The organism is Williamsia sp. z71 (genome assembly GCF_059553375.1).
The window spans coordinates 71849-95644 of sequence record NZ_JCANWX010000010.1 but is presented as its reverse complement, the minus strand read 5'-3'; the positions used below and the strand labels follow the sequence as shown (position 1 = coordinate 95644).

Here is a 23796-nt window from a genome sequence, read left to right as displayed (position 1 = left end):
TTGGGCGTACGAAACCGCCGGTTCTACCGTCGGTAGTAGGTCAGAAAAATCATATCTGTGTTCCGGTCGAGACCATCACCGGGTCACGACGATCAGCGGCAGCCCGCCCGGGCACTGACTGAACGCCGACGGCCGTGGATCCACCGAGACATTGCCACCGAGATCCTCGGCGAGTTGCTCCGCGGCGGCGCGCTGCCTGGACGTGTAGAAAATGGTGTTCTCGGTGATGCTCGCCGACTGCAGATTGGTCGGCTCCGCGGTCTCCCAACCCAGGTCGTCGACCTTCTTCGTGAAGGTCTGACCCAGACCGCTGACGGTGCCGGCATTGAAGACACACACCTCGGGACGACCGGGCTCGACCGAGGCGGACGTCGTCGCCGGGGCAGAACTCGTCGCCGGGGCAGATGAGGTGATGGTCACCGGGGCCTGCGGTGCGGCCGATGACGGCGCAACCGAGGTGGACTGGCGACTCTGCGCAGCTTGGAGGCCGGCTTCGGGATCGGAATCGCCCGAGACAGCAGAATGCCAACCGAGTCCGATGAACACGACGGCAATGGAGAGCAGCAGCATTGCCCCGGCGCGTAGCGGCAGGTGCGGGTTGTCCCGGCGCGTCGGAGAATCCGCCGGGTCGGATCGGTCGGGCTTGGTCATTGGGACAACCTTACGAAACTTCCCCACCGGTCCGCACACGGCGGGTCCGGCAAGTCATCAGGAACGGCAAAGCCGAACCATCAGGTGAGGTCGAAACCAAGGCGGCGGGCCGCACGGGCCTTCTGACGACTGGCCCGCAGACGACGCAGGCGCTTGACCAACATCGGATCGGCCGCCAACGCCTCAGGGCGGTCGACGAGTGCGTTGAGCACCTGGTAATAGCGGGTTGCGGACAAGCCGAACAATTCTTTGATGGCCTCTTCTTTGGCACCGGCGTACTTCCACCATTGGCGCTCGAAAGCCAAAACCTCATGCTCACGCCGAGTCAATCCATCGGCTCCAACCTCGCCGGGCCCCAACTCTGCATGGTGCTGGCTGATGTTGTCCGCAAGCCCGGAATTCTTCTCGTCTCGCGCGGTTGCGCCGTCCATCTCGCTCCCTTGAGAATCGGTCCTACTCCACCCCGTCGCCACACAAACCCACTTGACGATAGTTATGGCGCGAATTACATCAGTGTGGTTCGTGGTACATCTAACCACGCCGCCAGTGGATTTCGCGCGATGGCATGCCGAGTAATCTGACCCTCATGGCAATTCTTCCGATCTGCATCGTCGGTGATCCGGTGCTGCACAATCCCACTGAGATCGTCACTCTCGACGCTGATGGCAAACCACCCGCTGACGTGGTGGCATTGCTCGACGACATGTACGAAACCATGGACGCCGCCAACGGTGTCGGGCTCGCCGCGAATCAGGTCGGTGTGGGCCGGCGTTTCTTTGTCTACGACTGCCCCGACGGCGATGGCCGAGGAGGCCCGCGCCGACGCGGCGAGGTGATCAACCCCGTACTCGAGACATCTGAGATCCCCGAGACCATGCCCGATCCGGACGACAACGACGAGGGCTGTCTGTCCGTCCCCGGACTGCAGTTCCCGACCGGGCGCGCCGACTGGGCCAAGGTGACCGGCGTCGACCGCAACGGTGAAGCCGTCGAAATCGAGGGCAAGGGCTTCTTCGCCCGGATGTTGCAGCACGAAGTCGGGCATCTCGACGGCTTCCTCTATACCGACGTCTTGATCGGCCGGAATGCGCGCGCGGCCAAGAAGGCGATCAAGCGTTCCGACTGGGGTGTCCCCGGGCTGTCCTGGCTGCCGGGTTCGGAGTCCGATCCGTTCGGTCACGACGACGAAGACGACGACGACTAGGTGACCCCGTCTGCGGGTGACCGCGTGGTGGTGCGCTTCCGGAAAGGACCCGGAGCGCCCGCCGACTGGCGCGCCGACGAAGCCGCGACCCTGAGCGATGTCACCGGCATCCTGGAATCCGCGGCCCCGGGACTACGGGTCCGTCGCGGTGGTGAGTTGTTGCACATCCCGGCCGAACTGGTCGTCGCGGTGAAGGTGCTCTCCGACAAGCCCGTGCGGAACTCGGAGATCCGGTCGGTGGAGGTCGCCGCAGCCCGGGCCTGGCCCGGGCTCGAGTCGGAGATGATCAGCGGCTGGTTCGCGCGCTCCGGCGGCGGATTCACCCGTCGCGCGAACTCCGCGGTACCGCTGGAGATGGGTGCGCGTCTCGATTCGCAAACCCTGGAACTACTGCGCGAGTGGTATGCCGCGCGGGATCTTCCCGTGCTGCTCTCCGTGGTGTCCCGGCTCGTCCCGGGAACCCATGTGCCCGAAGACGATTACACAAGTCCGGTGGACGTCCTGACCGCACCGATCGGCACGACGGCCACAACTCGGGCCGACCACGCCGTGACGATCACCGATCAACCCACCGACGGGTGGATGGCAACCTACGCCGGCGGGCGGCCGATCTCCGACCTGCCAACGGCACGTGCGGTTGTCTCCGCATCGCGGGACGGACATCTGGGCTTCGCCGAGGTACGCGATTCCACCGGCGATGTTGTCGCCATCGGGCGAGGCGCGGTGACGACCGGACTCAAAGACGAAGTGTGGCTGGGTGTCTCGGCCCTGCACAGCCAACCCGAACACCGCGGGCGCGGCCACGGGCGGGCGGTCATGGCCGCCATCGAAGCCTGGGGCGCCGCCGCGGGCGCGACGTCGACCTACCTCCAGGTCGAGACCACAAACCGGCACGCCCGGCAGTGGTACCGCCGCCTGGGCTTTGGTCTGCACCACTCCTACGGCTACGTCGAGTACAACTAGCGCCGTCGACGGTAGAGGACGATCAACGCGGTCACGACCAGGGATATCGCCACCGACACGGCGGTCCGCGTCACCGCACCGCCGACGCCCGAGGCCTCGATCAGGTCGATCGGCTCGGCGGACTTGCGCGGTGCCAAGGGCTTGTCGGCCGCCGGCGTCGCGGGCCGGGTCCGGGAATCAGCAGTCTGGGTATCGGCGGTCCGGGTATCCGGTGTTCGGGTATCCGGTGTTCGGGTATCCGGGGTCGCGGCAACCGGCGCCTCTGCCGAAGGCACCACATCCGGTTCGCCCTCGATTTCGGCCGCGAGGTTCTCGGAGAATTGTCCGATCAGCTTGCCGGCCACCTCGGCCATCGCGCCCCGCCCGAACTGTGCGGGCTTTCCGGTGATGTCGAGGTCGGTCTCGACAAAGACGTCGGTGCGCTCACCGGCTTCGACGAGACGGCAGGTCACGACCGCACTGGCGGTGCCGTTGCCGCGGGCCTCGCGGCCACTGCCTTCGAGGACGGCGATTTTGGCCGCCTCGTCGCGCGAGCGGAACTTGATGACCCCGGCGTAGCTCAACGAGATCGGCCCCAGCTTGACCTTGACCTTGCCCTTGAACTGATCACCCTCGTTCGAGGTGAGCGTCGCGCCGGGAACACAGGGGGCCACACGTTCGATGTCGAGAAGCACCTTCCAGGCCTCCTCCACCGGCACGCCGATGCTGAACTGGTTCTCGAGCTTCATGCGGGCCCATCACTTCCGTTGATCGAATCAGCTGCCGCCCGAACCGCTTCCACGATTCCCTGATATCCGGTGCACCGGCAGATGTTACCGGAGAGGGCCTCCCTGATCTCGGTATCGCTCGGATCCGGTGTCTGGCGAAGAAATGCCGTCGCCGAGACCACGAAACCCGGTGTACAGAAACCGCATTGGAGACCGTGATGGTCCCGGAATGCGCACTGCACCGTCGAGAGCTGACCGTCCGAAGACGCCATGCCCTCGATGGTCGTGATCTCGGCACCGTCCACCTGGACCGCGAAGAGCAGACAGGCACGAACCGCCTCCCCGTCGACGAGCACCGTACAGGCGCCGCACACACCGTGTTCACAGCCGAGATGTGTTCCGGTCAAACCACAGTCGACCCGCAAGAAGTCGGCCAGCGTGAGCCGGGGTGCTATCGATGCGTGATAGAGGGCGCCGTTCACCCAGACCTTGATCTCTACGTCAGTCATTCTTCGCCTCCAAGAGCGCGCGATCGAGCGCACGGTTGACTCGTGTTGCCCCGACCCGGGTGCGGTACTCGGTGGAGCCGTGCAGGTCTGCAGGAACCGAGGTGAGTCCCGCCACGGCGAGCTCCCCGATTTCCCTGGTGTCGATCTCATCGACGGAAAGCCCGACCAGCGCCTGCTCCGCGGCGGTGGCGCGGCTGACCGCGGGACCCAGACCGAAGAGTCCGATCGCGCATTTGTCAATTCGCGAATCGTTGTCGAGCCGCAGCGCCACGGTCGCTCCGGCGATCGCGAAATCGCCTTGGCGCCGGGCGAACTCATCGACGGCAAAACCGCATCGGCCATCCCATATCGGGAAACTGATACCGGTCAGCAATTCGTCTTCGGCCATGTCGGTACTCCACATACCGGTGAAGAAGTCCGCGGCCGGCACCGTCCGCGCACCCCGCGGGGAGAGCAGCTCGATCTGCGCGTCGAGTGTGATGGCCACCGCCGGATACTCGGCGGCGGCATCGGCGTGGGCGATCGAGCCGCCGATGGTCCCGCGATTCCGGATCTGGAAGTGACCGATCAACGGTGTCGCCCGCGCCAGCAACGGCACCGACTCCGCCACCGTAACCGACCGGCCGATGGCACTCTGCCGAGTGCCGGCACCGATCCAGACCGATGCACCGCGCACCTCGATACCGTCGAGTCCGGACAGCCGGCTGATGTCGATCAAATGCTCGAAGGCGGCCAGACGCAGGACCAGCATCGGCATCAAACTCTGGCCGCCGGCAATGAATTTGGCATCGTCGCCGAGTTCGGCGAGCAGGCTGACGGCCTCGAATGCGGTCGCCGGGCGGTGATAGTCGAACGCTGCGGGCTTCATCGGGCCACCGATCCCGCGCGCGCGGCATCCACCATCGCGACAATCCTTGCCGGGCTCAGCGGTAGTTCACCGACCTCGATACCGAACGGCGCGAGCGCATCGGCAACGGCATTGACCACGGCCGGCGCCGACCCGATCGCACCACCTTCGCCCACGCCCTTGAACCCGCCGGGCCCGGGACCCATCGTCTCGACGTGCACTATCTCGATGTTGCTGGGCACCTCGGTTGTTGTCGGCATCAGGTAGTCCATGAATGTGGTGGTCACCGGGTTCCCGGATTCGTCGTAGGCCATGTGTTCGTAGAGCGCACCGCCGATACCCTGCACCGCTCCGCCCCGGATCTGGCCCTCCACCACGTTCGGGTTGATCATCGGGCCGATGTCCTCCCCGACGATGAACCTCAGCAGGGTCACCTCTCCGGTCTCGATGTCGACTTCGCACGTACACACATGGGTGGCATTGGCCCAGATCATCGGGGCCTGCGCCTTGTAGCGGCCACTGGACTCGAGCCCCGGCGTCACGTCCGGCGGCAGTGAATCCGGTTGGTAATAGGCGATGTCCGCGATCTCCGCGAGCGTGAGCTCCGGCCCGGGAACACCGCGGACCGATGCGCGGCCGCGGATGAAGTCGATGTCCGCGACATCGGCACCCAACTTGTGGGCGGCGATCGCCAGGATCTTCTCCCGCAGACCGGTGGCCGTCACGGCCACCGCACCGGCCGTCATGGAACCCGTACGGCTGCCCTGGGTCCCGGCGCCGAACGGGGTGAGCGCGGTGTCACCCTGGATGGTGTGAACGTCTTCGATCGCCACACCGAGTGCGTCCGCGGTCAATTGCACCACGGTTGTCTCGACGCTGTTGCCCGCGGACCCGCCGTTGACGTAGACATCCACCGTCCCTGACGGATTGACCCGGATCGTGGCGCCCTCGGTTGCCATGAACGGTGTCGAGGCCGAGGTCGGTTCGATGTAGGTGCAGGTACCCACACCCAGATAACGCCCCTCTGCCCGGGCGGCCTCCTGCTCGCGCCGAAATGCCGGATAGTCGAGCGCCTCGATCGCCTTCTCGAACGTCTCGAGCGGTGTCGCGTCCGAATAGGGCATTCCCAGCGGGTTGCTCACCGGCATCTCGTCCGCGCGGAGCAGATTACGACGTCGCAGTTCGATCGGGTCGATGCCCATCTGCCGGGCGGCGGTGTCGAGCAGCACCTCTCGGGCCATCGACTCGTACTGCCACGGTCCGCGGTACGCCACTCGGCCAACAGTGTTGGTGTACACCAACTTCAGGCTGAACGTGGCCTGCGGAACCCGGTACGGACCGGGGAACAACATGCCCACCGCACCCGCACCGGTCAGGGGCGACGGAATCGGGTAGGCCCCGATGTTCTGCACGTGATCGAGTTCGGCGGCAATGATTTTCCCGTCGGAGTCGAAGGCCATCCGGGCATCACCGTGATCCTGGCGCGCCATACCCGCCGACATCAGGTGCTCCTGTCGATCCTCGATCCACTTGACCGGAACACCGATCTTCTTCGCGGCGATCATCACGCAGATCTCTTCGCGCTGCGGGACCACCTTCTGACCGAATCCACCTCCGGTGTCCTTGCACACCACCCGAACCCGGTGCTCGGGGACACCGAGCACCCGCGCAGCGAACCCGCGCGCTTCGTGCGGCGACTGGCTGGAGATCCAGATCGTCATCTCACCACTGGGAGAAGACCATTCGGCAACAATGCCCCGCGTTTCCATCGGCATCGGCGAATGGGCCTGCTGGTACACGGTTTGGCGGACGACATGGGCGGCCGCGTCGAAGATCGGATCCATCTCCGCCGCCGGACGTCCGGGGAGTTCGATCGCCAGATTCCGCGCGAATGCCTCATGGACCAGTTCCTCGGAATCCTGTGCGGTCCGATAGTCGACGACCGGTGGCAGCACGTCGTAATCGACGATCACCATATCGATGGCGTCTTCGGCGATGTAACGACTCGTGGCGATCACCAGGGCGATCGGGTCACCGACGAATCGCACCTCGTCTTCGGCCAGCGCGGGCCACTGCGCCGATCCGCCGACCATGCCATCGAGGGAGTAGCGCAGTTCGTGGACACCGGGATTGATGTCGGCGGCAAGGTAAATGGCCTTGACGCCATCGATGGCCAGCGCCTCGGAGGTGTCTATACCCAGGATCCGGCCCCGGGCGACCGTGCTCCGCACAAACGCGATGTGCAGCATGCCCGCCCGGGTGATGTCGTCGACGTAGCACCCGGCGCCGGCCACGAGCCGGGCGTCCTCGACCCGCGGCACCCGCGCGCCGACGTACCGGGTGGTTGAAATTTCAGTAGTGCTCACCGGTGCCACTCCTCGACCTCGACCACACGAACCCCTTTCGGTGCCGGCCCGCCACACTGCGCATGATCGACATACTTTTGTGCACTCGCTCAGCTTTGTAGGATTGCGGTATGTATAGCAGTTTTCGGAGAAGTCGGTCAAGGTTTTGCCGACCTTTGCAGTCCGGCAAAACACCAGGTCTTTTGGCGTGACCGAGGGGGTACGACGCCGCCGGGTGGACGGCGCCGGAGAGTCCGAAACCCGTGACGCCCTGGTGCGGGCGACCGCTCAGATCATGCTCGAGGAAGGCTACGCGGCGGCCACCTCACGACGGGTCGCCGCGCGCGCCGGGATCAGGCCACCCCTGGTGCACTACTACTTCCCGACCATGGACGATCTGTATCTGGCCGTCTTCCGGGACGGCGCCGAGGCCAACCTGAAACGCCTCAAGCAGGCACTGCTCGAAGAGCAGCCCATGCGCGCCATCCTCCGACTGCACAGCGACCCGAAGGGCACGGCGCTCCAGATGGAATTCATGGCGCTGTCGAATCACCGCAAGGCGATCCGCTCCGAGATCGCGGCGTACGGACTACGTTTCCGCGAGATCGAGACAGCCGCGTTCGCGATGCTGATGGGCGCCCGCGGTATCGATCCGCGCGATCTCCCACCGGTCGCGGTGTCGGTGGCGGTCACCTGCGTGACCCGCACCCTGGTCATGGAGAACGAACTGGGAATCACCGTCGGGCACGACCGGACCCAACGGGTACTCGACGATCTCGTGCAGCAGCTCGAATTGCGGTCGCCGGCGACCGGCCGCGCTCCCGAGTAGGCCTGGAACAACTCGAGACCGAGCAGGATCTGGTCAACTACCGCGACAGCGAACGCGCTACCCGAAGCGGGCGACGTACCTTCGCTGCCAGGGCATTTCCACCGATCCCCGGCGGTAGTGGGCCCGCACATAGTCGACGGCCCGCTCGGCGGGCACCCCGTCGATCACCGCCAGCACGGCCAACGCCGTCCCGGTCCGCCCGCGTCCGCCGAGACAGGCCACCTCCACCCGTTCGGACTCGGCGCGCTGCCACACCTCTCGAAACGCCTCGGCGGCCGACGCCCGGTCGGCCGGTAGCCAGAAATCCCGCCATCGCAGCCACCGACTGGGCCAGGCCACGGCCGGCGGCGGGTGGCCGAGCAGGTAGAGCCCGAACTCGGGCGGCGGACCGGCGGGCATCGGGTCGCGTAATCCCCGCCCCCGCACGCGTCTGCCGGACGGCAGCGTGAGCACGCCCTCCATCGAGTCTTCCCAGTTCAGAGCCATGGCGCGTCAGGGTAGATCGCGAACCCTGCACCGAAACCGGATATCTGCTGACAGCGGATTCTGATGACGAATCGATGTAACGGTGTAATTATGTAATCACCTACCAAGGAGGCATCATGAAAGGCACACATCCAGGCTCCAGAGGACCCGGCGGACGCCGTGGCGGCTGGCAGCAGGCGCAACTCCCGGACGCCGGTGACGCCGGTGCCTGGTTCACCGGGCGACTGCCCGACGAGTGGTTCGACGGACCCGTCGAGGTGACCGTCGACCGGGACGAGATCACCGTCATCGGCACCCTCACGGCCCCGGACACCGGCGACGACAGCGATACCGGCAACTCCGCGACCGCCGCGGCACAAGGTCGCGCGTCGCGCTTCCGGGAGGACACCCGCGCCGAGCGGATGTCCATCGCGGACGAGGCCCAGGCCCGCTACGCACGCAAGGTCTCATGGGGCGTCAAGGTCGGCGATGAGCGGATCCTGTTCACCCATATCGCCGTACCCGTGATGACCCGACTTCGTCAGCCGGAACGGCAGGTCCTCGACACCCTCGTCGACGCCGGGGTCGCCCGATCGCGTGCCGACGCACTGGCCTGGTCGGTCAAACTCGTCGGGGCCCACACCGACGAATGGCTGGGCAAGCTCCGGTCCGCGATGGACGAGGTCGACAACCTTCGCGCCGAAGGTCCAGAACTCTGACCCAGCCACCATCGAAAATTCGCGCCACTTGCCTGCGTTCGCGCCGGTTACAACTGGTGCGAACGCAGGTAAGTGGCGCGAATTTTGGGTTGGCGAGCCCGCGCTAGAGGAACCAGCCGCTGTTCTTCGCCCGCCACAACATCTCCGACCAGTATCCCCAGTCGTGGGTGCCGGTGATCGGGTAGTCGGTGGTGATGGGGAGACGATTGATCGCCGCCTGCACCTCGAATGCCCGGGTTTGGGCCAGGGCCAGCGTCTCGAGCGGTGAGCCCTTGAGCGAGTTGATGGGATCGGTGTTGTACTGCCCCCACAGGCCGGTCGACGCCGCCACCCGAACCCTGAGCCCTTGCATCTTCGTCACCTGGATGAGTGGATCGTTGTCCGCCCATCGCGGGCTCCACGGCGGTCCGAACATGCTGTCGGCGTTGAACGGGCCGACCCCGGCCTCGATACCGGCATCGATGAGCATCAGCCGCACCGCCGAACGGGTGCCCGGGATGGACAACGCCAGCACGCCGGACATGGAGAACGCATGCGAGAAGTTCTGCCGGTTGTTCGCGGCGATCACGAGGGCGGGACCACCTCCCATCGAGATCCCGGCAATCGCGTATCTGCCGCTGGGCCCGCGAAGCCCCCGACCGTCCATGGCCTGGACCAGGCTCCGGGTGATCACGCAGTTCCACTCGTACCGGAACTGCTGGTTGTTGAAGTTGCTCGGGGCATCCCAATCGGCGTACCAGCTGGCCAGGCCGCCGACGGGCTGAACCACGTTGACACCCGAGTCGGCCATGTCCTGGACCCGGGTGTTGTGTTCCCACCCGCTGACATCGTTGGTCGCCCGCAGTCCGTCGAGGAGAACCACCGTCTTGTAATTCCCCGGTCGCGCCCAGTAGTTGACCTTGATCGAACCCGGCATGCCACAGGCGTTGATCCACATCGTCTGCCGCGCAGGTGCCGCATGTGCGGCGCCCGATCCGATGGTCAGGCCGAGAACGATCAACATCGTCGCGCTGAGCGCCGCAGCAAGTGAACGTTGTCTGATTCGAGCGCCCGAACGTCTGGCTTGAAAGAATTTCATCGACGGTTCTCCCTCAGGCTGGTTTTGCCACCTGATACCTATGTCGCCAAAAGCCCAACAAATGTAACGCGAGTGAACTGCTAATTCACCAAAAAGGCCAAACACTCAAAGGAATTAGGACAATCCCGGCATTTCGGCAATGGTGATGCGGACAGACCCACTTTCCGGCGTGGGGCCCGCGAATGCCCTATACACCGCAACCGAATTCGTGCCGATGTTCGAAAAACCATTGCCCACTCGACGGGACTTCAGGACAGCGAATGGTGCGGCACCAAAACGTCTTTCAACCGGGCGGTCACTCACCGGCGCCGACAATCATCGCCAACGCGCTTTCCACCGCTGCCGCGATCGCCGTCACGCCCGGTATGTGGTCGGAGTCGGTTTCGATACCGATCCACAACCGTCCGTCGTAGGACGCTGCCGTGAAGCCGATCCGGACGTTGCCGGCAAGGGGACCGAGCGGCCACAATTCGACAAGTGGTGCACCGTCGAGAACCAGCCGCCGACCGGGACCCCTGACATTCGACGCAACGGCCGCGATCATGTGCTGATGCCGCGCAACGACGTTGAAGCCCTTCGCAAGCAGGGCCGAACGAATGACGGTCCCCGACGCCCGCGCCAAGGCCTTCGACGCCGCGGTGCGTTCGGCGACCACCGCGAGCGCGGAAACCGGTTCGGCGAGTGGGACATCGACGATCATCACACCGACGGCATTGTGCGCGGGATCGTGCGCATCGATTCTCACCGGCACCGAGATCGCCAGGGTCTCCGGAATCGGTTCTCCCGCAAGGTCGAGCACCATCCGAAGACCCTGGCCGACCGCCACGAGATAGGCGTCGTTCACCGTTGCACCACCGCGCCGGGCAGCCGTTTCGAGCCCCGCGAGATCGACACTGGCGCACGACACCGCCCGGTTCCCGCCGACCGGGCCGAGCAGCGTCCGGGACCTGATGCGCGACTGCATCATCGAGCGCATCCGGAAGCCCAGCCGGGCGGCGAACGGCGGTCTCGGAACATCTTCATACTCAACGGCTCTCACCGGGTGTGCATCCGTTCCCGGCGACTCCCCTTCCCCGAACAGGCGCTCCATCAATGCGCTCGCGCGAGCTCCGTCGACCAGCGCGTGATGAAGCCGCACCACCATTCCGCAGCCGGCAGGTCGGGCGGACGGGACGAGCGCGATGTGCCAGGGCGGGCGGCCGGGATCCAGGGGCATCATCACCAGGCGCCCGCACACATCTTCGAGACCTTCACCGGGCATCGGCTCCTCGACGGTGATGTGCACCGTCAGATCTGCCGGTTGGTGGGTCCACCACCACCGGTGGTCATGATGCTCGGGACGCTGGTGCAGGCCAACCTCGGCTTCGATCCGCGGCGCAAGTGAACGACGGAGACGAGCGATGTCGGGCCGCCCGTCGGGGTCGATGAAGCCGCCGGCGCCGAGCACTCCGGCCAGCGTCACAACATACGGCTGACCACCGGCGCTGATACCCAGCGTCGCAACATCGGCCGCAGCGATGGGCACATCCGGGATCGACCCGTGCATCGGAAACCCCCAAGCTGACGATCCTTCGAATATCCCGGACGGTACGCCTGATTCACTCAGCGGTCAGCGCGCGGCTGTTGTCCTTGAGTTCGAAGCCACTGCGACCGAGCGTTCGGGCACCTTCGACCAATGCGGCGCACACCCGGGCGGCCTCGGTATAGCCCAGGCCGCCCGGCGGGTGGATATTGCTGATGCAGTTGCGCATCGAGTCGGCCCGGCCCGGCGTCGGTAGGTGGGTCAGGTAGATACCGACACTGTCGGCGACCGACAACCCCGGCCGTTCACCGATGATGACGATCAGCGTGCCCACCTTCTGGGCCGCCCCGATGTGATCACCCAACGCCACGCGCGCCTGGGTCGCGATCACCGGCGGGGCGAGCGAATAGCGCTGTGCCAGCACATCTTTCAATGCAGACAACAAGCCTGCACCGTGTTCCGCGAGCGCGATCGGCGACAATCCGTCGGCCAACACGAAACCGATGTCGGCGCCGATGTCGTCCACCGAACCCAGGTCCACCGGCGTCCGCCCGAGGTCGGGCCGTCTCAGGTACTCGCTGCGGTCGACGGCCTGGCTCGTCACCACCAGCGGGTCCCCCAGACCCACCGCTGCGACGTCGGCGACCAATGCATCGACGTCGAGGGGTTGGTGGACCGCGTCCCGGGCCGCGGCGTGGGCGGAGGCGAACTCGAGTACTCGGGTGGTGGGTAACGAATCCCCGGCGCGCCCCAGCCCGATTCGTGCGGCCGTCCGCAACCGCAGCGCCTCCCACAGCTCACTCATCGGACCACCGGCCCGGCGAGGGTACGCAGCGGCGAGGCCTCCGGCGCCAGATCCAGCACGCGACCGTCCGGGCCGAGCATGCCGACCCGCTCGAGCCAGGCGGCGAACTCGGGCGCCGGCGCCAAACCCAGTGTGCGGCGGGCATACAACGCATCATGGAAGGACAGACTCTGGTACCCGAGCATCACATCATCGGCCCCCGGCACGGTGATGACAAACGGGACGCCCGCGACGCCGAGCAGTGTCAGCAGGTTGTCCATGTCGTCCTGATCGGCTTCGGCATGGTTGGTGTAACAGACGTCCACCCCCATCGGCAGGCCCAGCAGCTTGCCGCAGAAGTGGTCCTCGAGGCCGGCCCGGAGGATCTGCTTGCCGTCATACAGGTATTCCGGGCCGATGAATCCGACCACGGTGTTGATCAACAACGGATCGAGTTCGCGCGCAACGGCATACGCACGCGTCTCCAACGTCTGCTGATCAACCGGTTTGCCGCCGGTCCCGATATGCGCACCCGCCGACAACGCCGATCCTTGTCCGGTCTCCAAATACATGACGTTCTCGCCGACCGTCCCGCGCTGTAACGACTTACCTGCCGCGTTCCCCTCCCGGAGCACGGCGAGGTCGACACCGAAACCCTTGTTGGCGCCCTCGGTTCCGGCAATCGACTGGAAGACCAGGTCCACCGGCGCCCCGGCTTCGATCAGGCCGATCGTGGTGGTGACGTGTGAGAGCACACATGATTGCACCGGAATCTCATACCGCTGCCGGATGTCGTCGAGCAGATGCAGCAGTTCCGAGGTGGCGTGCGGCGAGTCGGTGGCCGGATTGATCCCGATCACCGCATCCCCACAGCCGAGCAACAATCCGTCGAGGGTGGCCGCGGCGACCCCCGTCGGATCGTCGGTGGGATGGTTCGGTTGCAGTCGGGTGGCGAGCGTTCCAGGCAAGCCGATCGTGGTCCGGAATGCCGAGACCACCGAGACCGCACGGGACACTGCGATCAGGTCCTGATTGCGCATCAGCTTGCTGACCGCTGCCGCCATCTCCGGCGTCACCCCTCGAGACACCGACGTGAACGTCGCGGCAGCGGCCTCGGCAGGCCCGGCGGCCACCTCGAGCAACCAGTCCCGGAACTCCCCCACCGTGAACGAACCGATCGTCGAAAAAGCCTGCGCATCATGGGTATCCATGATCAGCCGGGTGATCTCATCGGCGTCGTACGGGACCACGTCCTCGTTCAGGAACGCCGTCAACGGCACATCGGCCAGGGCCCACTGCGCGGCCGCCCGTTCGGTCCCCGATTCGGCGGCGCACCCGGCCAATTCGTCCCCGCTGCGCGCCGGCGTCGCCTTCGCGAGCAGCTCCACCAGCCCGTCGAACGCGTAGGTGGTGCCGCCAAGGGTATGTCGATAGAGCGTCACGCCTTATTCCATTTCGTCTTCTGCCTCGGCCAGCAATGCGAACTCTTCGTCGGGCGAGTTCGCCACCAGGTGTTTGCGGCTGTAGAGACCAAAGTAGGCCATGAAGACAACAAACGCGCCCAGACACCAGAGCGCGGCTGTGGTGTCGACCAGGAAGGTGGCGATCACCGAGGCGACGGCGATCACCAGCGCGAAACCGGTGGTGTAGATCCCACCCGGGGTCTTGTACGGACGTGGCATATCGGGCTCGCGGACCCGGAGCACGATGTGACTGACCATCATCAGCACGTAGCTGAGCGCAGCTCCGAAGACGGCCATGTTCAACAGGATTGCGCCCTCGCCGGTGAAGGTGAGCGCGAAACCGATGATGCCCGGGATGATCAGCGCCCAGGTCGGCGCCTTCCGGCTGTTGGTGACCGACAGAGCGGTCGGCAGATAGCCGGCCCGTGAGAGGGCGAACAGTTGCCGGGAGTAGGCGTACATGATCGAGAAGAAGCTCGCGACCAGACCGGCCAGCCCGATGTAGTTGACGACAGTCGCGGCACTGCCGTCGATCGCATCGACCAGTGGGTTCGCCGACTCACCGACACCCTGCGCGCCGAGCGCACCGGTGGCCATGAACAGCACCAGGGCACCGGTCAGGAGCAGGACGCCCATGGCGGCGATGATGCCGCGCGGCACGTTCTTCTCGGGATTCTCGGCTTCTTCCGCGGCCAGCGGTACGCCTTCGATGGCCAGGAAGAACCAGATCGCAAACGGGATCGCGGACCAGATGCCCAGGTAGCCGAATGGCAGGAAGTCCGACGATCCGGCTGCATCCGGATCAGCGGCGATATCGGTGAGCAGTCCCGCGTCGAAACTGCCGATGGCGGCGATACCGAAGATGACCAGCCCGACCAGAGCAATCGCGGTGATGACGAACATCGCTTTGAGGGCCTCACCTGCGCCGACGAGATGGATACCGATGAAGACCACGTATACGGCGAGGTAGACCCACCAACCATCGGAGATGCCGAACAGGTCCAGCGACTCGACATATCCACCGATGAAAGTGGCGATGGCCGCGGGCGCGATCGCGTACTCGATCAGGATCGCGGTGCCGGTGGCGAACCCGCCCCACGGGCCGAGCGCCCGCCGGGCGAAGGTGTAACCACCACCGGCTGCCGGCAGCGCGGAGGACATCTCTGCCATCCCCAGCACCATGGCGAAATACATCGCGGCGATGATCACCGACGCGATGAGAAGACCACCGAATCCGCCTTCGAGCAGACCGGCATTCCATCCGGCGTAATCACCGGAGATCACATAACTGACACCGAGCCCGGCGAGGAGAACCCACCCGGCTGTGCCCTTACGCAGTTGACGCTTCTGAAGATATTCGGAGGACTCCGAGATCTCGGTTGCATGGGTCATGCCGAACGGTATCGAGCCTTTGCAGCGCGGAGGTTAGCGTCAGCTTGCGACTGTGTTTCGTGCGTTGGTCAGCTGACGGCCTGTTGGTCCACGGCCAATGCATGCGGGTACGCGTCCGCGCGATCCTGGAACGAGAGGATCGACGGGTTCAGGATCACCCCTTTGCGGATCTCGATCGCCCGCGAGATGACCGGCGCCCGATCCCAGGCCGACGGCCCGTCCATGATCACGCTCAGATGTGGGAGCAACGCCGAACTGATCTCCCAGGTCGCCGAGTCCCAGAGATACGAGGGACTGTGATCGACGGCGTAATAAAGGACGTTGTTCCCTACGGTGAACGACGGCTCGGTGAACGTGGTCGGGCGGGCCCAACTGAAGCCCATGCCTTCGTCGCACGACACATCGATGATGATGCTGCCCGCTTCGAACCCCGCCAGGTCGGCTTCGTCGAGAAACGTCAGCGGCATGTCCGTGTTCTGCAGGACACAGTTGACGACGATGTCGTTGCCGCCGAGGAATTCCGCCACCGACACCCGACCGTCCGGCGTCTGCGCCGACATACGCGCCGGATCTCCGCACTCGCCGTACTCGAGTTGCACGATCTGAGTTCCATGGATCGGTGAACCGACCGCCGCGACATCACGGTTGGTCAGGACATACACTTCGCCGACCCCGTGCGCATTCAGCGCCGTCACCGCACCGCGTGCGGTGGCCCCGAAGCCGATCACGGTGGCCGTCAGCCGACGGCCGTAATCACCGGTCTTGCCTGCCAGTTCCAGCGCGTGCAGCACCGAGCAGTAACCGGCCAATTCGTTGTTCTTGTGGAATACATGAAGTGCGAAGCGGCCGTCTTCGGTCCAGTGGTTCATCGCCTCGAATGCAATGAGCGTCAACCGCCGCTCAATCGCGACCTGGGTGAGCTCGGCATCCTGCACACAATGTGGCCAGCCCCAGACCGTCTGCCCCACACGCATTTCCAACAGATCTGCGGCCTGGACCTTGGGTAGCAGGATGACATCGCAGTCGGCGATCAATTCCGCGCGAGAAGCGATCCCGCCGACCAGTGGCAGAAGATCTGCGTCAGCGACTCCGAAATGCTCCCCGTAGCCGTGCTCAAGGTGTATGAACGGGCGCAATTCGGCGTCGATATCCGCGAAATGCCGCGGATGGATAGGTAGGCGACGTTCGTTCTCTTTACCCGAATGAGCAAGTATCCCAACCGAAAGTCTGGGCACCTCAGCGTTTCTTGCTGCCGGTGAAAATGGTCTCGCCGGGCGCGGCATCGGCCATGCCTTTTTTGATGGCGCGCTTTTCCTTGAGGGACTTGCCGGATTTCTGTGACATGCCTTGACGCGGCGATTTGTCTGCCATGTGGCGATCCCTTGATTGAGAACCTGATAGGTCCCGATCCGCCCACCCTACGCTGACGGAACCACAACCACCGGGCGCGACCTGCGCTGTCATACCGGTGTGAAAAACTTGCGGCATGCTTCGTATCGCCACCTGGAACGTCAACTCCATCCGCGCCCGCAGCGAGCGGGTGGTCAACTGGCTCGAGCGTTCGAACATCGATGTCCTGGCCATGCAGGAGACCAAGTGCAAAGACGAGCAGTTCCCGGCGATGGGTTTCGAAGCGGCCGGGTATGAGGTCGCCACCTCTGGCTTCAGCCAGTGGAACGGCGTGGCGATCGCGTCGCGGGTCGGCATCGAGGACATCGCGCGCAAGTTCGACAACCAGCCCGGATTCAGCAAGGACCCCGAGGTGGACCCGGTGCTGGAGGCCAGGGCACTCGGCGCCACCTGCGGCGGCGTGCGGGTCTGGAGTCTGTACGTGCCCAACGGCCGCACCCTCACCGATCCGCATTACACCTACAAACTCGAATGGCTGGCCGCATTGCGTGACAGTGCGGACAAGTGGCTGGCCGATGACCCGCAGGCGCAGATCGCCCTGACCGGTGACTGGAACATCGCCCCCACCGACGACGACGTGTGGGATCCGGCACTGTTCGTGGACAAGACGCACACCTCAGAACCCGAGCGCAGCGCATTCGAGGCGATGATCAAGACCGGATACACCGACGTGGTGCGGCCGCATGCACCCGGACCCGGTGTGTACACCTACTGGGATTACACCCAGCTCCGGTTCCCCAAGCGGCAGGGCATGCGCATCGACTTCAGTCTGTGTTCACCGGCATTGGCGGCGCGGGTCACGCACGCCGAGATCGACCGCGAGGAACGAAAAGGCAAAGGCGCCAGCGATCATGCTCCGGTGATCATCGAGATCGGCGACTGACCCTCACTTCTCGGGGCGTTCGGCCAACTCCTCGGCGATCTTGCGCAGCGACCGCGCCAGGACGTCCCGTTCGGTCTCATCGAGTCCGGCCAGGGCTTTCTCGAGCGCCTGGATCCGCCGAGAACGATTGCCGTTGCCCAGTTCGATACCGGTCTCACTCGGCGCCAGCAGGCTGGCCCGGCCGTCGGCCGGATCCGCGGTCCGCACCACCAGGCCGTCCCGTTCGAGACCGGTGACGATCCGCGACATCGTCGGGACGGTGAGATTCTCACGTTCGGCCAGTTCCGAGAGCCGGATCGGCACCCCGGTGTCGAGCAGCACCCACAGCGCCGACAGTGAACTCAATGGCAGTGAACTCTTGTTCGCTCCCGCCCGCAGCGCCCTGGCGATCCTCGCGAGATCACGCGAAACCGAGGCGGCGGCGTTATTGGAAGCTGTCATGAACAGGTAGTTTACGTGCGCAGAATTCGGACTTGGCGGGCTATCGGTCAGCGTGCCCCGAACAAGGCACCCCCGACAAGGCATCTCGGCAACGACCCCACCGCAAAGTGAGTGCGGTCAGTCCGCCCGGGTCGTATCCACGTCTTTGCCCGCCTCGGCGGCACTGGCGGCCTGGGCGGCACCGGACCACGCGATCACCATCGCACCGACCACCGCGACGACAAACCCGGTGACCGCGAGCCAGGTCCGTCCCGGCACCGCGTCGTCGCCGAGCCAGATGATGCCGACGACTGCAGGCAGGACTGTCTCTCCGACCACCACGGCCGCCGTCGCGGCGTTCACCGAGCCGATCTGCAGGGCAACGGTATTGAGGTAATAGCCCCCGACCCCGGCCAACAAGATCGCGTAGGCCGCCGGGTCGGTGATGATCTCGATGACGTCGAAATCCGAGATCCCGTCGAGGATTCGCACCGCCACCGCGACCACCCCGAACATCGCACCGGCACCGAGGCCGGCGGCGACCGAGGCCCGTGAACCCAGCCGGCGGACGAGACCGAGGGATACACCGGCAAGGGCGATTGCGGCAACGAGAACACCCCAGTGGAACCAGCGCCCGTCGTGACCGGTGCCGTCCTCGTCCGCCGACAATCCGATCGCGATGAGCGCACCGACCACCGCGCCGATTGCAATCCAATCCCGGGGCAGCAGTTTGATGCCGAGGATGAAGATCCCGAGCACCGCGGTGACGACCAGATACGAACTGACGATGGTCTGGGACAAGAACAGCGGTGCCAGACGTGAGGCCACGGCATTGCCCGCGAAACCGAGTACATCGAGGACCGTACCAACGAGGAAGGCACCGGTCAGCACCGCCGCGGCGGTGGCACGCAGGGTCGGAGCGCCGGTGGAGGTCTCGAATCCGGCCACACCCCTGGTCACTGCGTCCTGTTTGGATTGGCGTGCGCCGTAGGCCTGCAGAACAGAAGAGGTGCCGTACGCCAGAGCGGCGAACACGGCTGCCAGGACGCCATAGACCATCTGCCGAGTATGACCGATCAAGTACCTGACAATGCCCGGAAACCGGGCCTCCGGGGGATCCCTGACACCAAAACCCCGAACGGTGACGTAAGCTACACCGAGGACAACTACACAAGCACGGGGGCTCTCATCGATCCGAGGGCTGAGATGACGGCAGGCGGCCGTCGACCGGATGAACCTGACCGGATAATGCCGGCGTAGGGAGAACACCATGGCGAACGCCGTCCATTCCGTCACGACCGGACCCATTCGTGGCAGCTCGAAGACCTACCAACAGATCGACCATCTGCGCGTGCCCGGCCGGCGGGTGCACCTGTCCAACGGCGAGCATCACGACTTGTATGACACGTCCGGTCCCTATACCGAGAACGACCCGCGACTCGACCTCGAAGCCGGACTCCCCAAGACCCGCGACACCTGGCAACGACCGGCCGCCATCAACGGAGTGAGTACTCAGTTGGCTTGGGCAAGAGCAGGTTTGATCACCGACGAGATGCGGTACGTGGCCGCACGGGAACAACTGCCCGCCGAACTCGTCCGCGACGAGGTGGCCGCCGGCCGTGCCGTCATACCCGCCAATCACCGACATCCGGAATCGGAACCGATGATCATCGGCAAGGCGTTCACCGTGAAGGTCAACGCCAACATCGGGAACTCAGCCGTCACCTCGTCCGTCGCCGAGGAGGTCGAGAAGATGGTGTGGGCAACCCGGTGGGGCGCCGACACCATCATGGATCTGTCCACCGGCAAGGACATTCACGCCACCCGCGAATGGATCATGCGCAATTCGCCGGTACCGGTGGGCACCGTACCCATCTACCAGGCCTTGGAGAAGGTGAATGGCGATCCCACGAAGCTGACCTGGGAGATCTACCGCGACACCGTGATCGAGCAGGCCGAGCAGGGCGTGGACTACATGACGGTGCACGCGGGCGTGTTGTTGCGATACGTGCCGCTGGCCGCCAACCGCGTCACCGGCATCGTCTCGCGGGGTGGTTCGATCATGGCGGCCTGGTGTCTGGCCCACCACGAGGAATCGTTCCTCTACACACATTTCGACGACCTCTGCCGGATCTTCGCACACTACGACATCACGTTCTCACTCGGTGACGGACTGCGTCCGGGCTCGATCGCCGACGCGAACGACGCCGCCCAGTTCGCCGAGCTGCGCACGCTCGGCGAGCTGACCAAGATCGCCAAATCTTTTGGCGTGCAAGTGATGATCGAAGGACCCGGCCACGTTCCCATGCACAAGATCGTCGAGAACGTCCGGCTCGAAGAGGAACTCTGCGAAGAAGCGCCCTTCTACACCCTCGGCCCACTGGCCACCGATATCGCACCGGCATACGACCACATCACCTCCGCCATCGGCGCTGCGATGATCGCCCAGGCCGGTACCGCGATGCTCTGCTATGTGACACCCAAAGAACATCTGGGCCTGCCCAACCGGGACGACGTGAAGGTCGGGGTGATCACCTACAAGATCGCCGCCCACGCCGCCGACCTCGCGAAGGAACATCCCCGCGCGCAGGAACGGGACAACGCACTGTCGAAGGCGCGCTTCGAGTTCCGCTGGAACGATCAGTTCAATCTCTCACTCGATCCCGACACCGCAGTGGAGTATCACGACGAGACGATGCCGGCGGAGCCTGCCAAGACCGCCCATTTCTGCTCGATGTGCGGCCCGAAGTTCTGCTCGATGCGCATCTCCGCCGATGTCCGTGAATACGCCGAGAAACACAATTTGGTGACCCAGGACGACATAGACCGCAAATTGGCAGCCGACATGGCGGCGAAGTCCCAGGAGTTCCGCGACAAGGGCAGCGCCGTGTATCTGCCACTGGTCGAGGCAGATTCAGTTTCGGGATCATGAATCGGACTCCACTGCTCCCCCTCGCCGAACCGGGACAGAGCCCGGTTCGGGTGATGACCATCGCCGGCACGGATTCCGGTGGTGGCGCGGGTATCAACGCCGACCTGCGCACGATGGCGTTGCTGGGCCTACATGCCACCGCGGCGGTGGCCGCGGTGACGGTTCAGAACAGTGTTGGGGTCAGCGGGTTTCACCCGATACCCCCCGATGTGGTGGCGAGCCAGATCCGTTCGGTGGTATCCGATATCGGGATCAGCGCGGCCAAGACCGGCATGCTCGCCTCCGGCGACATCATCAACGCGATCGTCGATGTCGCGGGCGATCTCGACATCGGCCGTGGCCGGTCCATCCCTCTCGTTGTCGACCCGGTCTGTGCGTCCATGCACGGTGATCAGCTATTGGCCGACGAGGCGATGCACTCGTTGCGCGGCAAGCTCATTCCCATCGCCACGGTGATCACGCCCAACCTCGACGAGGTCCGGCTGATCACCGGGATCGACGTCACCGACCGAGCCGGCCAGGAGGCGGCCGCCCGCGAACTACACGCACTCGGCGCCCAATGGGCGCTGGTCAAGGGTGGCCACCTACGGTCTGATCCGAACAGCCCGGATCTGCTCTTCGACGGGTCGGAGTTCATCGAACTGACCGCCAAACGCGTTGACACCACCCACGACCACGGTGCCGGTGACACGCTGGCCGCAGCCATCACATGCGCGCTGGCCCACGGCTATTCGGTGCCGGCCGCGATCCGCTTCGCCAAAGCCTGGGTCACCCGTTCACTGTCCGCGGCCTACCCGCTGGGGGCAGGCCACGGACCGGTGAATCCGCTGTGGCGCCTGGAGGGGTGAGACTCAGGCGTCGCGGCGGTCGGTGACCAACACCCCGGCGCCGAAGATCACGACGGCGAACACGAGGTAGTAGATCAACGAGCCGTACGCGTTCCAGTGCCAGTCGATCCCCAGGTCACTGTCGTCGATGAAGTGGCTGCCGTTGAGGAACGGAAGGAACGGTCCCACTGCGTCGCCCACTTTCGGGATCACCGACAACACACCTTCGAGCACAAGACTCCAGACCAGCAGGATCACGATGGCACCTGCCGTCTGCCGGATCAGCGCACCCAGCCCCAGGCCGATCAACACCGACAGGAGCGTGTACACCGGTACACCCCAATACATCCGGACCGCAGTCGATCCGAAGAGTTCGATGTCACTGCCGGAGACGGCTTTCGCCAGTGGCAGTGAGATCACGGTGAGCACAAAGGTCAGCAACGCCGACAGTCCGCCGTAGACAGCAGCCTTGGCCAGCAGCACATTGGACCGCTGCGGAACTGCTTGGAACGACGTCCGGATGGTCCCGAATCGGAACTCACTGGTCACCGCGAGCACCGCCATGATCATCAGCACCGTCACCCCGAACGCGGTGGTGCCCACCAGAAAATCGCTCACGGACATACTGCTGCCGTCGCCGCTGTCGGTGTTGGTCGCCCAACCGAGCAGCAACGCGAGCCCGACACCGAGCACCACCACTATCCCGGTGCACCAGTACGCAGACTTGGTGGTGAGCAGTTTGATCCGTTCGGCCTCAATCGCATGTGCCAACATCAGTTGCCACCTCCCTGCTGGTTCCAGCCCTTCTGATCCACACCCTGCTGTGGCGGCGGCGCCGTTGCCCAGCCCGGGGGCGGTTGGTGGGGAGCGCCCGCCATGGATTCGTTGCCGTGGAAATCGACCGCACCCGATGTCATCGACATGAAGACCTCTTCCAGCGACGCGGTCTTCCCGGACAGCTCGTGCAGTCCGATGCCGTTGGCAGCGGCGATGTCACCCACCTGCTCGGTGGTCACGTTCTCCAGACTCAGTGCCGGGCCGGAACCGTCGTCCATCGGGATGGACCGTAGCCCGGCGGCGGCCAACGCCGATTGCAGTTCGCCGAGCCGCGGACTGCGGACCCGCACGGTGATCTGAGCGCCGCCGGTGAAGTCCTTCACCGAGGAATCCGCAATCAGCTGTCCTCGTCCGATGACGATCAGATGCTCCGCCGTCATCGCCATCTCGGTGAGCAAGTGACTGGAGACCAGAACGGTGCGGCCCTGTTCGGCCAAGGCCCGCATGAACTTTCGAATCCAGACGATGCCCTCCGGATCGAGTCCGTTCACCGGTTCGTCGAAGAGCAGGACTCCGGGATCCCCGAGCAGTGCGGCGGCAAGGCCGAGGCGCTGCGACATACCCAGCGAGAAGCCGCCTGCCTTCTTGCCCGCCACCTCCGTCAGGCCGACGTCGGCGAGGACCTGGTCGACGCGGTGCAGCGGAATCCCGTTGGATGCCGCCATCCACCGCAGGTGGTTGCGCGCCGACCGGTTCGGGTGCACCCACTTTGCGTCGAGAAGCGCCCCCACCTGCGTCAACGGATTCTTCAGGTCGCGGTACAGCTTCCCGTTGATGGTTGCCGTTCCCGCGGTCGGGCGGTCCAGACCGAGAATCATCCGCATCGTCGTCGACTTGCCTGCACCGTTCGGACCGAGGAATCCGGTCACCAGACCGGGCTTCACATCGAACGTGAGGTCACTGACCACCTGATTCTGGCCGTAGACCTTCGTCAATCCCTGAACACTGATCATGGCTCACAGTCTGCCATCGAGCCGTCGGCATCCGCATCATCCTTCAGTCTGACAAA

General features: G+C 64.9%; 25 protein-coding genes. 7 read left to right on the top strand and 18 right to left on the bottom strand.

Going from position 1 to position 23796, the window contains the following annotated elements; genetic code table 11:
- Nucleotides 1-75 precede the first annotated feature (75 nt).
- Together AC51GR_RS22355 and napA are read right to left on the bottom strand one after the other, a co-directional pair.
- Nucleotides 76-651: a LytR C-terminal domain-containing protein gene (locus AC51GR_RS22355; RefSeq protein WP_496326854.1), complete on the bottom strand. Its 576-nt coding sequence runs from the start codon at nucleotides 649-651 to the stop codon at nucleotides 76-78.
- An 80-nt stretch (nucleotides 652-731) separates the two neighbouring features.
- The gene (gene napA / locus AC51GR_RS22350; protein ID WP_496326853.1) at nucleotides 732-1082 is read right to left on the bottom strand and encodes a nucleoid-associated protein NapA; all 351 of its coding nucleotides are present in this window, start codon (nucleotides 1080-1082) and stop codon (nucleotides 732-734) included.
- 155 nt (nucleotides 1083-1237) lie between these two features.
- On the opposite strand from napA, the gene AC51GR_RS22345 reads away from it, so the two are divergent.
- Nucleotides 1238-1855: a peptide deformylase gene (locus tag AC51GR_RS22345; RefSeq protein WP_496326852.1), complete on the top strand. Its 618-nt coding sequence runs from the start codon at nucleotides 1238-1240 to the stop codon at nucleotides 1853-1855.
- On the top strand, nucleotides 1856-2818 hold the full coding sequence (locus AC51GR_RS22340; protein ID WP_496326851.1) for an N-acetylglutamate synthase, CG3035 family: 963 nt from the start codon (nucleotides 1856-1858) through the stop codon (nucleotides 2816-2818).
- Here the strand turns inward: AC51GR_RS22340 and AC51GR_RS22335 are convergent.
- The 4 genes from AC51GR_RS22335 to AC51GR_RS22320 are packed head-to-tail and all read right to left on the bottom strand — an operon-like array spanning nucleotide 2815 to nucleotide 7247.
- Nucleotides 2815-3546, bottom strand: coding sequence for an SRPBCC family protein (locus AC51GR_RS22335; RefSeq protein WP_496326850.1), 732 nt, complete (start codon nucleotides 3544-3546; stop codon nucleotides 2815-2817). The genes AC51GR_RS22340 and AC51GR_RS22335 overlap by 4 nt on opposite strands.
- Nucleotides 3543-4034: a (2Fe-2S)-binding protein gene (locus tag AC51GR_RS22330; protein WP_496326849.1), complete on the bottom strand. Its 492-nt coding sequence runs from the start codon at nucleotides 4032-4034 to the stop codon at nucleotides 3543-3545. The genes AC51GR_RS22335 and AC51GR_RS22330 overlap by 4 nt, the downstream gene beginning before the upstream one ends.
- Nucleotides 4027-4902 carry an FAD binding domain-containing protein gene (locus AC51GR_RS22325; protein WP_496326848.1) on the bottom strand — a complete coding sequence of 292 codons (876 nt, stop codon included), beginning with the start codon at nucleotides 4900-4902 and terminating at the stop codon, nucleotides 4027-4029. Before AC51GR_RS22325 ends, AC51GR_RS22330 begins: the two co-directional genes overlap by 8 nt.
- The gene (locus tag AC51GR_RS22320) at nucleotides 4899-7247 is read right to left on the bottom strand and encodes a xanthine dehydrogenase family protein molybdopterin-binding subunit (protein ID WP_496326847.1); all 2349 of its coding nucleotides are present in this window, start codon (nucleotides 7245-7247) and stop codon (nucleotides 4899-4901) included. Before AC51GR_RS22320 ends, AC51GR_RS22325 begins: the two co-directional genes overlap by 4 nt.
- A gap of 187 nt (nucleotides 7248-7434) precedes the next feature.
- On the opposite strand from AC51GR_RS22320, the gene AC51GR_RS22315 reads away from it, so the two are divergent.
- A complete protein-coding gene (locus tag AC51GR_RS22315; RefSeq protein WP_496326846.1) occupies nucleotides 7435-8055 on the top strand; it encodes a TetR/AcrR family transcriptional regulator in 621 nt (206 codons plus the stop codon).
- A 57-nt stretch (nucleotides 8056-8112) separates the two neighbouring features.
- Here AC51GR_RS22315 and AC51GR_RS22310 read toward each other — a convergent pair whose 3' ends face one another.
- A complete protein-coding gene (locus AC51GR_RS22310; protein WP_496326845.1) occupies nucleotides 8113-8541 on the bottom strand; it encodes a protein-tyrosine phosphatase family protein in 429 nt (142 codons plus the stop codon).
- Nucleotides 8542-8657: 116 nt separating this feature from the next.
- On the opposite strand from AC51GR_RS22310, the gene abmR reads away from it, so the two are divergent.
- Nucleotides 8658-9239: an ATP-binding transcription factor AbmR gene (gene abmR, locus AC51GR_RS22305; RefSeq protein ID WP_496326844.1), complete on the top strand. Its 582-nt coding sequence runs from the start codon at nucleotides 8658-8660 to the stop codon at nucleotides 9237-9239.
- Nucleotides 9240-9342: 103 nt separating this feature from the next.
- Here the strand turns inward: abmR and AC51GR_RS22300 are convergent, their stop codons facing one another.
- The 7 genes from AC51GR_RS22300 to AC51GR_RS22270 form a co-directional block, all read right to left on the bottom strand.
- Nucleotides 9343-10317, bottom strand: coding sequence for an alpha/beta hydrolase (locus AC51GR_RS22300; RefSeq protein ID WP_496326843.1), 975 nt, complete (start codon nucleotides 10315-10317; stop codon nucleotides 9343-9345).
- Nucleotides 10318-10612: 295 nt separating this feature from the next.
- Entirely contained in the window at nucleotides 10613-11863 is a 1251-nt protein-coding gene (locus AC51GR_RS22295) for a wax ester/triacylglycerol synthase domain-containing protein (RefSeq protein WP_496326842.1), read from the bottom strand.
- A 52-nt stretch (nucleotides 11864-11915) separates the two neighbouring features.
- On the bottom strand, nucleotides 11916-12644 hold the full coding sequence (eutC, locus tag AC51GR_RS22290; RefSeq protein ID WP_496326841.1) for an ethanolamine ammonia-lyase subunit EutC: 729 nt from the start codon (nucleotides 12642-12644) through the stop codon (nucleotides 11916-11918).
- Complete coding sequence (locus AC51GR_RS22285; protein WP_496326840.1) at nucleotides 12641-14065, bottom strand: ethanolamine ammonia-lyase subunit EutB; 1425 nt, start codon at nucleotides 14063-14065, stop codon at nucleotides 12641-12643. The genes eutC and AC51GR_RS22285 overlap by 4 nt, the downstream gene beginning before the upstream one ends.
- A 3-nt stretch (nucleotides 14066-14068) precedes the next feature.
- Nucleotides 14069-15478, bottom strand: a complete 1410-nt coding sequence (eat, locus tag AC51GR_RS22280; RefSeq protein ID WP_496326839.1) for an ethanolamine permease — start codon at nucleotides 15476-15478, stop codon at nucleotides 14069-14071.
- Between the two features lie 68 nt (nucleotides 15479-15546).
- Entirely contained in the window at nucleotides 15547-16761 is a 1215-nt protein-coding gene (locus AC51GR_RS22275) for a N(5)-(carboxyethyl)ornithine synthase (protein WP_496326838.1), read from the bottom strand.
- On the bottom strand, nucleotides 16715-16849 hold the full coding sequence (locus AC51GR_RS22270) for a hypothetical protein (RefSeq protein WP_496326837.1): 135 nt from the start codon (nucleotides 16847-16849) through the stop codon (nucleotides 16715-16717). Before AC51GR_RS22270 ends, AC51GR_RS22275 begins: the two co-directional genes overlap by 47 nt.
- A gap of 115 nt (nucleotides 16850-16964) precedes the next feature.
- On the opposite strand from AC51GR_RS22270, the gene AC51GR_RS22265 reads away from it, so the two are divergent.
- Nucleotides 16965-17771: an exodeoxyribonuclease III gene (locus tag AC51GR_RS22265; protein WP_496326836.1), complete on the top strand. Its 807-nt coding sequence runs from the start codon at nucleotides 16965-16967 to the stop codon at nucleotides 17769-17771.
- 3 nt (nucleotides 17772-17774) lie between these two features.
- Here AC51GR_RS22265 and AC51GR_RS22260 read toward each other — a convergent pair whose 3' ends face one another.
- Both AC51GR_RS22260 and AC51GR_RS22255 read right to left on the bottom strand, forming a co-directional pair.
- Nucleotides 17775-18212: a MarR family winged helix-turn-helix transcriptional regulator gene (locus AC51GR_RS22260; protein ID WP_496326835.1), complete on the bottom strand. Its 438-nt coding sequence runs from the start codon at nucleotides 18210-18212 to the stop codon at nucleotides 17775-17777.
- A 117-nt stretch (nucleotides 18213-18329) separates the two neighbouring features.
- On the bottom strand, nucleotides 18330-19250 hold the full coding sequence (locus tag AC51GR_RS22255) for a DMT family protein (protein WP_496326834.1): 921 nt from the start codon (nucleotides 19248-19250) through the stop codon (nucleotides 18330-18332).
- Between the two features lie 211 nt (nucleotides 19251-19461).
- Between AC51GR_RS22255 and thiC the strand changes: the two genes are divergently transcribed.
- Entirely contained in the window at nucleotides 19462-21123 is a 1662-nt protein-coding gene (thiC, locus tag AC51GR_RS22250; protein WP_496326833.1) for a phosphomethylpyrimidine synthase ThiC, read from the top strand.
- On the top strand, nucleotides 21120-21971 hold the full coding sequence (gene thiD / locus AC51GR_RS22245; RefSeq protein ID WP_496326832.1) for a bifunctional hydroxymethylpyrimidine kinase/phosphomethylpyrimidine kinase: 852 nt from the start codon (nucleotides 21120-21122) through the stop codon (nucleotides 21969-21971). Before thiC ends, thiD begins: the two co-directional genes overlap by 4 nt.
- A gap of 3 nt (nucleotides 21972-21974) precedes the next feature.
- Here thiD and AC51GR_RS22240 read toward each other — a convergent pair whose 3' ends face one another.
- Nucleotides 21975-22724, bottom strand: coding sequence for an ABC transporter permease (locus AC51GR_RS22240; RefSeq protein WP_496326831.1), 750 nt, complete (start codon nucleotides 22722-22724; stop codon nucleotides 21975-21977).
- Nucleotides 22724-23740, bottom strand: a complete 1017-nt coding sequence (locus tag AC51GR_RS22235) for an ABC transporter ATP-binding protein (RefSeq protein ID WP_496326830.1) — start codon at nucleotides 23738-23740, stop codon at nucleotides 22724-22726. The genes AC51GR_RS22240 and AC51GR_RS22235 overlap by 1 nt, the downstream gene beginning before the upstream one ends.
- Nucleotides 23741-23796: the final 56 nt, after the last annotated feature.